13 protein-coding genes are annotated in these 12597 nt (G+C 35.0%); 7 read left to right on the forward strand and 6 right to left on the reverse strand.

The window, feature by feature from the left end; translation table 11 throughout:
- Window positions 1–120: 120 nt before the first annotated feature.
- Entirely contained in the window at window positions 121–2193 is a 2073-nt protein-coding gene (locus WFH39_RS11795) for an alpha-ketoacid dehydrogenase subunit alpha/beta (RefSeq protein WP_336690042.1), read from the forward strand.
- A gap of 166 nt (window positions 2194–2359) precedes the next feature.
- A complete protein-coding gene (locus tag WFH39_RS11800; protein WP_235131303.1) occupies window positions 2360–3391 on the forward strand; it encodes a bestrophin family protein in 1032 nt (343 codons plus the stop codon).
- Between the two features lie 188 nt (window positions 3392–3579).
- Here WFH39_RS11800 and WFH39_RS11805 read toward each other — a convergent pair whose 3' ends face one another.
- Entirely contained in the window at window positions 3580–4038 is a 459-nt protein-coding gene (locus WFH39_RS11805; RefSeq protein ID WP_336690043.1) for an Lrp/AsnC family transcriptional regulator, read from the reverse strand.
- Between the two features lie 155 nt (window positions 4039–4193).
- On the opposite strand from WFH39_RS11805, the gene WFH39_RS11810 reads away from it, so the two are divergent.
- A complete protein-coding gene (locus tag WFH39_RS11810) occupies window positions 4194–5420 on the forward strand; it encodes an aminotransferase class I/II-fold pyridoxal phosphate-dependent enzyme (RefSeq protein ID WP_336690044.1) in 1227 nt (408 codons plus the stop codon).
- A 367-nt stretch (window positions 5421–5787) separates the two neighbouring features.
- On the opposite strand, the gene WFH39_RS11815 is transcribed toward WFH39_RS11810, so the two are convergent.
- Window positions 5788–6792 (reverse strand): glycosyltransferase, encoded by a 1005-nt coding sequence (locus WFH39_RS11815; RefSeq protein ID WP_336690045.1) that lies wholly within the window; start codon window positions 6790–6792, stop codon window positions 5788–5790.
- A gap of 146 nt (window positions 6793–6938) precedes the next feature.
- Here WFH39_RS11815 and WFH39_RS11820 point away from each other — a divergent pair, with 146 nt between their 5' ends.
- Window positions 6939–7787 carry a hypothetical protein gene (locus WFH39_RS11820; protein ID WP_235131305.1) on the forward strand — a complete coding sequence of 283 codons (849 nt, stop codon included), beginning with the start codon at window positions 6939–6941 and terminating at the stop codon, window positions 7785–7787.
- Here the strand turns inward: WFH39_RS11820 and WFH39_RS11825 are convergent.
- The 3 genes from WFH39_RS11825 to WFH39_RS11835 form a co-directional block, all read right to left on the reverse strand.
- Complete coding sequence (locus WFH39_RS11825; RefSeq protein WP_336690046.1) at window positions 7770–8156, reverse strand: branched-chain amino acid ABC transporter substrate-binding protein; 387 nt, start codon at window positions 8154–8156, stop codon at window positions 7770–7772. The two genes, WFH39_RS11820 and WFH39_RS11825, sit on opposite strands and share 18 nt — an antisense overlap.
- A gap of 89 nt (window positions 8157–8245) precedes the next feature.
- The gene (locus WFH39_RS11830) at window positions 8246–9034 is read right to left on the reverse strand and encodes a GLPGLI family protein (protein ID WP_336690047.1); all 789 of its coding nucleotides are present in this window, start codon (window positions 9032–9034) and stop codon (window positions 8246–8248) included.
- 46 nt (window positions 9035–9080) lie between these two features.
- Window positions 9081–9287, reverse strand: a complete 207-nt coding sequence (locus WFH39_RS11835; protein WP_288460651.1) for a hypothetical protein — start codon at window positions 9285–9287, stop codon at window positions 9081–9083.
- A 152-nt stretch (window positions 9288–9439) separates the two neighbouring features.
- On the opposite strand from WFH39_RS11835, the gene WFH39_RS11840 reads away from it, so the two are divergent.
- Window positions 9440–9808 carry a helix-turn-helix transcriptional regulator gene (locus WFH39_RS11840; protein WP_235131308.1) on the forward strand — a complete coding sequence of 123 codons (369 nt, stop codon included), beginning with the start codon at window positions 9440–9442 and terminating at the stop codon, window positions 9806–9808.
- A gap of 32 nt (window positions 9809–9840) precedes the next feature.
- On the opposite strand, the gene WFH39_RS11845 is transcribed toward WFH39_RS11840, so the two are convergent.
- Window positions 9841–11004, reverse strand: a complete 1164-nt coding sequence (locus tag WFH39_RS11845; RefSeq protein WP_336690048.1) for a THUMP domain-containing class I SAM-dependent RNA methyltransferase — start codon at window positions 11002–11004, stop codon at window positions 9841–9843.
- A gap of 122 nt (window positions 11005–11126) precedes the next feature.
- Here WFH39_RS11845 and WFH39_RS11850 point away from each other — a divergent pair, with 122 nt between their 5' ends.
- Both WFH39_RS11850 and WFH39_RS11855 read left to right on the forward strand, forming a co-directional pair.
- A complete protein-coding gene (locus tag WFH39_RS11850) occupies window positions 11127–11852 on the forward strand; it encodes an SAM-dependent methyltransferase (protein ID WP_336690049.1) in 726 nt (241 codons plus the stop codon).
- A 2-nt stretch (window positions 11853–11854) separates the two neighbouring features.
- Entirely contained in the window at window positions 11855–12583 is a 729-nt protein-coding gene (locus tag WFH39_RS11855) for a ZIP family metal transporter (protein ID WP_336690079.1), read from the forward strand.
- Window positions 12584–12597: the final 14 nt, after the last annotated feature.

Consider the following 12597-nt stretch of genomic DNA (forward strand, 5'->3'; position numbering starts at 1 on the left):
TGATTTTGATAAATCAGGTTTTAGCGCAAATTAAACATCTAAAAACATTGAAAAACAAAACGTTACCGAAAAACACTAACGATTGTTAGTATTTTGATTTTTTGTTTATCTTTGCTTTCTATGGAAAATACACTTCACGAAAAGGTTTCTCAAGATATATTACTCAAGGCTTATAACCACATGATGCTTGCCAAAGCAATGGCAGATATTTATGAAGAAAACAGAAATGTCTGTAAATATGTTCATAGCACATCAAGAGGGCATGAAGCCATTCAGTTGGCAACGGCTTATCAGTTAAAAAAAGAAGACTGGGTTTCCCCATATTACCGTGACGAAAGCATACTTTTAGGAATCGGTTTTGAACCTTATCAGTTGATGCTTCAATTGCTGGCAAAAGCTGACGATCCTTTTTCCGGAGGCAGATCTTACTACTCCCACCCTTCAAGCAGGGACGAAAATAAACCAAAAATTATTCATCAGAGTTCTGCGACAGGGATGCAGACCATTCCGACAACTGGGGTTGCGCAGGGAATTAAATATATTCAGGATTTTGAATTACAGCAGTTTGAAAACAATCCGGTTGTAATCTGCAGTTTGGGAGATAATTCTGTAACGGAAGGTGAAGTAAGTGAGGCTTTACAGTTTGCTGCTTTACATCAGCTACCGATTATTTTCCTTGTTCAGGATAACGAATGGGGAATTTCCGTAACCAAGGAGGAAGCAAGAACGTGCGATGCCTATGATTTTGTAGCCGGTTTCACGGGTTTAAGCAGAATGAGAGTAGACGGAACAGATTTCGTGGAAAGCTTTGAAGTAATGAAAAAAGCGGTGGATTTTGTAAGAACTGAAAGAAAACCTTTGGTGGTTTGTGCCAAAACTGTTCTCATCGGCCACCACACTTCAGGAGTACGAAGAGAGTTTTACAGAGACGAAGAAGATTTAACCAAACACCGTGCGAAAGATCCGGGAAATATTCTTAGAAATCATTTGATCGAATCCGGAGTTGATGAAGAGTTATTAAAACAGATTACGAAAAAAGCCCGTCTTGAAGCTGAAGAAGCTTTTGAAAAGGCTAAAAATGCAGAAGATCCGAAGCCTGAAAGTGTTATGAATCATGTTTTCGCGCCAACTCCAATTACGGAAGAGATTGGAACCAGAGAACCTGAAGGTGGAGAAAAAATTGTGATGGTTGACGCTGCAATTCACGCGATTCAGGAGCTAATGTGGAAACATCCGGAAGCTTTGCTGTACGGACAGGATGTTGGGGAAAGAATCGGAGGGGTTTTCCGTGAGACGGTAACATTAGGAAAAAAATTCGGAAGCAAAAGGGTTTTCAATACCGCGATTCAGGAAGCTTATATCATTGGTTCTACAGCGGGAATGAGCGCAGTCGGATTAAAACCGATTGTTGAAGTGCAGTTTGCGGATTATATTTATCCGGGAATCAATCAGTTAATTACAGAAATTTCCAAATCGAGTTATTTAAGTCATGGGAAATTCCCTGTAAGCAATATCATCCGTGTTCCGATCGGAGCTTACGGCGGCGGCGGTCCTTATCACAGCGGAAGTGTTGAAAGTATTTTAGCGAATATCAAAGGGATTAAAATTGCTTATCCGAGCAACGCGGCAGACTTCAAAGGTTTATTAAAAGCTGCCTATTACGATCCGAATCCGGTGGTAATGCTTGAACATAAAGGATTGTACTGGAGCAAGGTTCCGGGAACGGAAGATGCAAAAACCATTGAACCTGCGGAAGATTATATATTGCCTTTCGGAAAAGGAAAAGTAATTATTGAAGCGGATAAAGAGGAAACCGAAAAAGGAAGAACTTTATTAATTGTTACTTACGGAATGGGCGTTTACTGGGCAAAAGAAGCCGCGAAAAACTTCAATGGAAGAGTTGAGGTTATCGATTTAAGAACTTTAATTCCTCTGGATGAAGAACTGGTTTTTGAGAGGGTAAAAGCGCATGGAAAATGTATTGTTTTAACGGAAGAGCAATTGAATAATTCTTTTGCGGAAGCTTTTGCTCACCGAATTTCGAAAAACTGCTTTAAATATCTTGATGCACCGGTAGAAACGATGGGTTCTCTGGATGTTCCTGCGGTTCCTATCAATTTGGTGCTTGAAAAGGAAATGCTTCCGAATGCGGAAAAGCTTTCCAATAAAATTGAAGAAATGCTGAAATATTAATTCAGCTTGAAATAAAAATTGCAAGCCTCTAATTTTTTTAGAGGTTTTTTTGTGTCTTAATTTCTTATATTTATATGCTGCCAGCGAAAGTTTTTCAAATTCTGTTTCAAAACATGGTATCTGTTTTGCTTAGTCTCTTGCTGGTTCAAAATTAAATTGCACAAATATGATTACAACAAAATACGTTAATTACCGACAGGTTCTCAATTTATCGGGATTTCATCTTATTATGATTTCTATCTGGTGTACCCTGATTGCGGTTCTTTTTCATTTTTTTAACTGGCAGTGGATGACGATTCCGTGGGTTCCGGTTGCGTTGATTGGTACTGCGGAAGCGTTCTTAGTTGGTTTTAAAAACAACCAGGCTTACGACAGATTGTGGGAGGCAAGAAAAATTTGGGGCGGAATTGTAAATTCCAGCAGAATGCTCGGATCAATGGTTTATGCCTTTGATACCAAAGAAGAAAAAACAGGAACATTTGATCTGGAAGACCGCAGAAAGAAAATCGTTTTCCGGCATATTGCATGGCTGTATCAGTTAAGGGAGCAACTCCTGATTCCGACAGAGTGGGAACATATTAAAGTAGAAGAAGATCGGTTCAAAAGTGTGGATTATAAGCGTAACCGACTGATAAAAGCGGGTTTTCCTGATTATGGGAGAACGCCTATTTTCCTCAACAAATACTTGTCTGAAGAGGAAACTGAATTGCAGTCTCAGTATAAAAATTTCGCGACTTATCTTATTGCTCAGCAGTCGAAAGACATTAATGAGCTTAAAAACATGAACGTTATTTCAGACTTCAACCAAAAGCAACTGCAGGATTGTCTTAATGAATTTTATACGCTGCAGGGACAGGCGGAAAGGATTAAAAAGTTTCCTTTGCCAAGACAGTTTGCAAGTACCGCCTTCGTTTTTAATGTCATTTTTATTATGCTGCTTCCGTTAGGTTTGGTGAGTGAATTTGCCAAGTTAGGAGACTGGGGAATCTGGGCTTCGATTCCGTTTTGTATTACAATTGGCTGGATTTATATTATTATGGAGCTGGTTGGAGATTATTCTGAAAATCCTTTTGAGGGTCTTATGTTTGATATTCCGATGCTTTCGATCTGCAGAACGATTGAGATTGATCTTCTGCAAATGACAGGAGAAACGGATTTGCCTGATCCTATCGCTTCTAAGAATGGGGTTTTGGTTTAATTAATTGTCTTCAATTGAAATTAAGACCGCGGTTTAGCCCCGATTGCAGCTTTGTCTGAGCTCATTTTCATGGATTTAGGGTTGCGGGGGGGGCGGGGCCCCCCCCCCCCCCCCCCCCCCCAACCCTAAATCCATGAAAATAGCGAGTGCGGAAAGCGGGAAATAGCTCCTGAAAAAAACTTTTTTCTCTACAAAACAATTGCCGTCGTATTCTTTACCTCAGAGATCATGAAAGAGCTGTGTGTACTTGCAATATGCTGCAATGTGGTAAGTTTTGTAAGCATAAAATTTCGATAGTCTTCCATATCTTTTACCCCGATTTTTAAGATATAATCGTAGTCTCCGCTTACATGGAAGCATTCTGTGACTTCTTCTAAATTCATCACTTCTTTTTCGAACTGCAGAACGTATTCTTTTTTATGCTGAGCGAGTTTGATATGACAGAGTACAATGAAATTCCGCTGGATTTTATGCCTGTCCAGAATCGCAACATATTTTAAAATCACTCCTGTATTTTCGAGTTTCCGGATGCGTTCATAAACAGCCGTAACAGACAAACCTAACTTATGAGACAGTTCTTTGGTGGTTTGTTTGGAATCTTCCTGCAGAAAAAGGAGCAGTTTTTTATCGGTATCATCAAAACTCATAGATAAATTTTAGTCAAATGTTTATTAAATTCAAATATAATAAACTTTTTTTCTATAAATTTAAATTTTAATAGTTTTATATTCTAATAATTTAAATTTTTATTGTAATAATTCTGAAGGTTATTCATATTTATAGCATAAAAAATTTAAACGATATGAACGACTTTAATGCAGCCAACGAAATACAGGATTTGCAATATTTTGGTGAATTTGGCGGAGTAAACCCATCAATTTCAGACAGTTCTACTTACACTTTTCTTTCTGCAAAAATGATGTTTGATACTTTCGAAGGAAACGCAGAAGGATGCTATTTGTATTCAAGACATTCTTCCCCGATGAATCTGTATCTTGCACAGGCTTTGGCTAAGCTTGAAAATACGGAAGCGGCCAACGTTACCGCATCGGGAATGGGAGCGATTACTTCGGTTCTGATGCAGGTCTGCAAAAGCGGAGATCATATTATTTCGAGCAGAACAATTTACGGCGGAACGTATGCTTTTATGAAAAATTTTCTTCCGCCATTTAATATTCAGACGACGTTTGTAGACATCAATAATTTTGAATCTGTTGAAAATTCAATTACTGAAAACACAAAAATCATTTACTGTGAAAGTGTGAGCAATCCGCTTTTAGAAGTTGCTGACCTGAGAAAACTTTCTGAAATCTGTAAAAGGCATAATCTGAAACTGATCGTAGACAATACGTTCTCTCCTCTTTCTATTTCGCCAAAGCTTTTGGGTGCAGATATCGTGATCCATTCTTTAACGAAATTTATCAACGGAAGCAGCGATACCGTTGGCGGAGTGTACTGCGGAACTCAGGAGTTCATTAACGATACGAAAAACGTAAATAACGGAGCGTGTATGCTATTGGGATCTACGATGGACAGTCTTCGTTCTGCAAGTATTCTTAAAAATCTCAGAACGTTGCACATCAGAATGAAACAGCACAGTTATAATGCCATGTATCTTGCACAAAGATTTGAAGAAGACGGACTGCGTGTCTCTTATCCCGGATTAAAATCTCATAAAAACCACGAACTGATGAAAACGATGATGCACGAAGAGTACGGATTCGGCGGTTTGCTGACTTTAGACACGGGAACCACAGAAAAAGCCAATGAACTGATGGAATTAATGCAGCAGGAAAATCTGGGTTATCTTGCGGTAAGTTTAGGCTTTTATAAAACTTTATTCTCATGTTCAGGAAGCTCCACTTCTTCTGAAATTCCGGAGGAAGAACGTGCTGCGATGGGAATTTCCGATGGACTGATCAGATTCTCAATAGGGCTGGATCACGATATCGAACGAACGTATGAAAAGATGAGAGAATGCATGCTCAAAACAGGTGTTCTCAGCCATGAAACCATCTCCATATCCTAATTATTGTAAAAAAGCTGTTGTTGATTCGACAGCTTTTGTTTTTTAACCGCAAAAGATATTTTGTATGTTATTTTGCAGCATTTCAAAAGCTAACAAAATGTATCTTTTTTAGATAAGTTTTGCACCTACAGAGCAATATTTAATGTAATCGAAAAGCATAGTTTTTTTAACGCAAAGTTTAATTTTAAATACCCATTATTTAGGGGAGCAAAGAAGAATCAATAAGTTGCTTTGATGAAGCGTATTTTCAAGCTTTGCGTAGCAAATTTATTTGCCTTTACTAACTAAAATTAAAGCTTTGCTAAAAAATCTTTGCGTCAAAAAATTTACGTTAAAAAGTAATGCATCAAAAATTTTAGTGGTAAAATCAAACTTTATGAAAATGTTTCGGGAAGGCATCTTCGGGTTTCATCCTGAAAATATTCAGCAAAATCCACGATTTTAAGAAACCATAACCGTAAGAAAACATCTGGATGTAGGTGGAGATTACTGCCATTCCGGCAATGCTTATATTTTTGGTGACCCACACAGCATGGAAAAGTACCATAAAAGTATATAGCCCGTAGAACGCAAGAATAACGCCTTTTCCCAGAATGAAATATTCTATAAATCCCATCACGTAACCTAGCATAAATAAGGTAGGAAATGCAAATGAAATCTTTACATAATTCGGATGTCTCTGATTAAGAATTGGTCTTGCACAGCCAAACTGATACACCTGTTTTGAAAATTTGCCAAAATCTACTCTTCGTTTGTGATAGACTGCAATATCATCGAAAAAAGCAGTTTTAAAGCCATTTTCCCAAAGCGTCATGGAAAGATCCGGGTCCTCTCCTATTCTCATTTCTGAAAAACCTCCGACTTTTTCAAATACGTCCTTTTTTACGCCCATGTTAAAGCTTCTGGGCTGAAATTTTGAAACGGCTTTTTTACTTCCCCTGATTCCGCCAGTTGTAAAAACAGAAGTCATGGAATAGGAAATGGCTTTCTGCATCAGATTAAAACCTTTATGTGCCTTATCTGCTCCTCCAAAAGCATCACATGGAATTTCAAGAATATCTTTTTTGATGTTTTCAATGTAATCGTTCTCTACAATCACATCGCTGTCCACAAAAACAAGCCATTCGTTTTCGGCTCTTCTCGTTCCGTAATTTCTGGATAAACCGGGACCTGAATTATCTTTTCTGAAATATTTAATGGTTAGAAAACTTTCGAATTTTGCAATTGTTGGTTTTAAATCGATTAATGAGCCGTCATCCACGATAATGATCTCAAACTCTTTGTCTGTCTGTGCAGTAAGAGAATTCAGGAGTTCAAAAAGTTCGTCTTTGCGGTTAAAAATGGCAACGATAATGGAAATGGTAGGCTTCAAATCTGAAAATTTTTCAAAATTACTTATTCGGGAAGTAATGAGCAAAAAGATTTTGGAAATTAACAGCTTAATTTTAGATGATAAATAGCAACATTACACCTCAATAATTGATTTTTAAGTATTTTTGATCTTTAAACATAAATGTGATGAGCGGTTTTAGAGAATTTAAATATTCAGTAATAACTTTAATCTGTGCAGTTTTGCTGAATGTTTTCATTATTTCAATTTTATATTGGATTTTTAATGTACGCAAATTTCCACCTGTTTTTAGCAGAGATAGCTTAAATAATACATCTATCGTTCTAACAGTAATAACAATTTTAATTACACGATTTTTAATTGCCCATTATGATATTTCGTTAAAACAAAAAAACTTAACTACTCTCTGGACAAATTCCTGCGTATTTTTAATTTTACTCATTTATCAAAATATTCTCACAAATTATGGATTAAAGACACAAAAAATCAATAACATTGAGGAAATATATCAAGTAAAAAATATTGGAGTAGCAATACAAGATTTTCAAATTATTAATCACCCAATTATTGATCGACAAGTAAAATTTCACAAAAGCAGTTCAAAAAAAACACTTCAAATTATATTCTTATATCCTTTCAAATCAAAAAAAGATAGCGTTTATTATGCTTTGGAATTTGAAAGCTATTCAGATTATAAAACTGATAAAAATAAAATAGATTCAGAATTTAAAAATTTAATTAGAAACGCTAAAAATAATCTACAGTTCTATAATTTTAAAAAAGTAAAAAACTTTGAGTATATTACCCGAATATCTTATGAATATAATGACTTTCTATCGGCTGTTGGAAAAAAATCAAAAAACATCATTTTCCTAAAGCCTATAGAGAAAAAAGTAGAAGAAAAAGCAAAAGATGAAATTCAGGAAAGCCTTATAATAATTTTAATGATATTATTTATTCATGTTCTTATTCTTTTATTTACAAGATTTAAAAAGGAATCATATAATTATTCCTGATTTAAAATAAACCCACAAAACCAAAGAAATAAAAAAAGACAGTACAGAAACACTAAAAAAAAGCCACTGAAAAACACTCTTGAAATAGTATTTTTCTAAAGAATGTAAAACAAAAAATAATAAAAATGAAATGGCAGCTCCAATAAGTGAAGCAACAATTAATGTCTGAACATATTTTTCAGAAGACAATGGATCTTTGAATACGAAAAAAAATAAAACCCCCGAAGAAAAAAGAAATACTGCACTTAATTTTTCTGTAAAATACTTTTTTGGCTTTTCGTGATAACTAAGATCTGAAGAAGAATTACTTCCAAACAATTCCAAAGCATCGAATACAATGTCTAAAATATCCAGAAAATTCCAATTCATGGCTTGAGTTTTTTTGACAAAAATATATTTTTTATTTAAAAAATCATAAAAAAACCTTCCACAAATAGAAGGCTTTTAAAATTTACACATCAATAAATACTAAGTTCAATAGGATTATATTTTTTCGCTTTTTCTGAACTTTTCTTTATTAACAATTGTCTAGTTTCCTCATCTCCAATATGTTCTAAATATTTGTTAGGATTGCCCATTTCTTTTCTTTTGTAATCAAAAATTTTTTGTTTCTGTATGGCTTCTGCATTTGAATTCATGTTTGCGGACTTACAAACATATTTTCTTTTTCCAAATTTATACAAAGTAAAAACATAATCTTTTTTGTCATCGAAAACTTCTAAAATCAATCCAGGCAATTTACTGAATTTGTAAGGACCATAAGGAAAAGGTATTTCATTTGTGAAATACGCGGTCCACGTTCTGCCATATTTTTTAGCCGTAGCTTTTTGACATTTATATTTTCCGATTTTTTTATATTCATTTTCCAACTTCCAATTCATATCATTACTTTCTTCATATTTATAGTTCTTCCCTGAAATGGGTACGGTAACATATATCTTAGCTGAGGTAATGCCTATATTTTCATCAAAAGGAGTAAAATATCTCAAATAGTCATTATAACTACTTTTATCATTTAATTTTCTTTCATATTTTAAAGAATCACTGACATATTTATTTAAATTTTTAAAGTAAGATTCTTCCCTGTTCATCAATAAAGCAAATGCAGCATCCTGAGTAGGTGCATTTGGTATATTCTGGTCTTTATAAACTAATTTATAATCTGCTTCATATTCCACATTAAAAGGCGTTTGAGATTTACCGATAATCGAAATAAAAATGACGCAGAAAAAAAGTACTTGTTTCATTGGTTTATTTTAAAAGGCAATCCCTATTAACGGATTGCCTTATTTATTAATGTGAGTAAATTATAATATGAGATGGCCAAACATCACATAAATCATAATTGATTTGCGCTAGATAGTTTGCTAGTTGTTGATTAGTCATTCCTCCGGTTCCTATAACTTCTACTGTTGTTTTTCCACAAGACGGACGGAATGGAAATGCAAATACAGTTGATATTCCTAAAAATACCATACCAAACATAAGTGCTTTTTTCATAATTGTTTTTTTTTAATTGTTGATAAAAATTTCCTTTAAAGTTTTTCCGGAAAACTTTCATACAAATCTATATCCCTAACTAATAAAAACCAAATTTAAATTATTCGAATTTATTCGCATAATTTTGTTTTATATTTGTGAAAAATATTTCTATGATAAAAGAAAAATTAATCAAGGCAAGAAAAGAAAGAAATTTCTCTCAACAGGATATTGCCGAACATCTTAAAATCAGCCAAACTCATTATCTTCGTAAAGAAAAAGGTGAAGTTGAGATCAAAGACGAAGAATGGGAACGTATCGCAAAATTACTGGACGTAGAAGTAGATGAAATTAAACAATCTGAAAAAGAGAATTCAATTCATCAAAACTTTGAAAATAATTCCGGCAACTATATTGGAAGCAATAATATATATTGTAACGTTCCGGAATACCTGCTTGAAAACCAACAGGAATACATTTCCTTACTGAAAAAAGAAATTCAGGAGTTAAAAGATAGAATTGCAAAGCTGGAACAGAAATAAAAAAAACCTTCCGAAATGGGAAGGTTTTCACTTTATTTTTCTTCTAATTTATGAACTTTCTTCGTTCCCTCATACATTTCATACTGCAAAAATCTGGTTTCCAGTTTTCCGTTGAAAAGCTTGATTTTTCTTGACGGACGAAGACCGATTTTCTTTACCGCTTCAAGATCAGAAGAAATCAGCCAAGCTAATGTATTTGGATAATGGGTTTTGAAAGTATCGCCTATTTTCTTGTAAAAATCATCATCGTTAATAGAAATTCTTTCGTCGTAAGGCGGATTGAAGACCATTAACAAAGGGAAATATTCTTTTTTGGAATCAAAGAAATTCTGCTTTTTCACTTCAATCACGTCTTCCATTTCTGCTGCTTCGATGTTCATTCTGGCCGCATTCAGCATTCTGGCATCAATATCGTAACCTACAATCTTTCCGGTAAACTCTTTCATCCTATTGATTCTGAATTCTTTAATCTTGGTAAAAAGCTCCGCATCATAATTTTTCCAGTTCTGGAAAGCAAATCTCCTTCTGAAAATCTGCGCCGGAAGATCCAAAGCAATCATTGCCGCTTCTATTAAAAGTGTTCCCGAACCGCACATCGGATCAAGGAAATTACCTTTTCCGTCCCAACCTGCCAGTTGAAGCATTCCGCTTGCAAGAACTTCATTAATCGGAGCTTCTCCCTGCTCTCTTCTGTATCCTCTCTTAAATAAAGGATCTCCCGAAGAATCCAGAGAAATGGTAATTAACTCTCTGTCGATATGAAGGTGGAATTTAATATCCGGATTTTTGGTTTCTACATTTGGACGTTTTTTGAATTTTTCCTGAAAATAATCCACAATCGCATCTTTCATTTTCAGCGTTACGAACTGAGAATGCTTAAATGTTTCAGAATTTACGGTAGAATCAATTGCAAAAGACTGATCCACATCCATAAATTCTTCCCAGTTGAATTTGAAGAGTCTGTCGTAAAACTGGTGCTGATTGAAAGCCTTAAATTCATGAATCGGAACCAAAATTTTCAAAGCTGTTCTCGCAGAGTAATTGATCTTGTACAAAAAGCCCAAATCTCCTTCACAGTTTACCGCACGGTTTTTAACCTCAACCTTCCTTCCTCCCAGCTTTTTGATCTCTTCCGCCAGGATCTGTTCCAGCCCGAAGAATGTTTTTATCTGAATCTGTATATTTTCTGTATTCATTCTGCAAAAATAGCAATTTTAGTTGTTGGTTCTCAGTTTATAGTTTATACAAATCACTGCAACTACAAAAACCATAGCTTCGCAACAGCAGACAATCGCTCAAAAAACACTATTTTTGCAGTATGGAATGGTTTGAATCTTGGTTTGATACCCCTTATTATCATGTACTGTACAGCAACAGAGACTATACAGAAGCGGAAAATTTCATCACAAAACTTACTGCTGAACTGCAGCTTCCGCCAAACTCAAAAATCATCGATCTTGCTTGTGGTAAGGGAAGACATTCGGTTTTTCTTAATAAACTCGGATATGATGTTTTAGGACTTGACCTTTCGAGACAGAGTATAGAATTCGATAAGCAGTTTGAAAATCAGACCTTGCTTTTTGATGTTCACGACATGAGAAACCCGATAGACGCAGATCCGATGGACGCTGTTTTTAATCTTTTTACCAGTTTCGGATATTTTGATAATGAGAATGATGACAAAAAAGTATTCCAGTCGGTTTATAATGCATTAAAACCGGGCGGATATTTTGTACTGGATTATCTGAATGAAGAATATGTAAGAAAAAGCATCGTTCCGGAATCTACCATCATTCGCGGAGATATTGAGTTTAAAATAAAAAAGAAAATTGAAGACAGGCATATTGTAAAAGACATTCAATTTGAAGCAGACGGAAAGCCTTATCATTTCTTCGAAAAAGTAAAACTTCACACATTGGATGCCATCAATTCCTATGCAGCTGAATGTGGTTTTGAGAGAATAAAAATCTGGGGAGATTATCAGCTGAACGATTTCAACAAAGAAACTTCTCTGCGTTGCATTAATTTATTCAAGAAAAAATAATGATTACCGTACTTTTACTGGTTTTAAGCGTTATTACAGGAGTTTTTCTGGGAAAGCATTTCGGTAAAAAAGAAAAGCTGGCAAAAAATCTTTTGATTTTAAGTGCCGGATTTCTGATTACCATTTGTCTGAATGAAGTATTTCCTGAAGTCTATACTTCAGAAACGGGAGGAAGTCTGGGCATTTTCGTGATCGGCGGTGTTTTACTGCAAATGATCCTTGAAGCTTTAACCAAAGGTTTTGAACACGGACATTTTCATCATCACAGCGAACATAATATTCTGCCTGTCGCTTTAATGGTGGGGCTTTTCATTCATGCTTTTATTGAAGGAATTCCTTTGGCGAACGAAGAACAGGAATTGTCACCTTATCTCTTGGGAATTGTTTTTCACAATCTTCCGATATCTTTCATTTTGGGCGCGTTTTTGTTTAACCGAAAAGATGAATCGAAATCTACCCCCTCTTATCCGTCCTTATTAATTGTTGCACTTTTTGCACTTGCTTCACCTTTAGGAATGCTGCTTGGAAATTATTTTAATCCTGATCTTCAGCCTTATTTTCTGGCTATTGTAGGAGGAATTTTCCTTCATATTTCTTCGGTAATTATCTTTGAAAGCAATAAGAATCATAACATCGACTGGGTAAAAATAGGACTGGTTATTTTAGGAGTTTCATTGGCGTTAGTCATGCATCTTTTTCACAGTCATGATCATGTAGGACGTCATCATTAATCTTCAATTGATAA

It is taken from the genome of Chryseobacterium sp. MMO-72 (assembly GCF_037146035.1).
Lineage (GTDB): Bacteria > Bacteroidota > Bacteroidia > Flavobacteriales > Weeksellaceae > Chryseobacterium > Chryseobacterium indicum.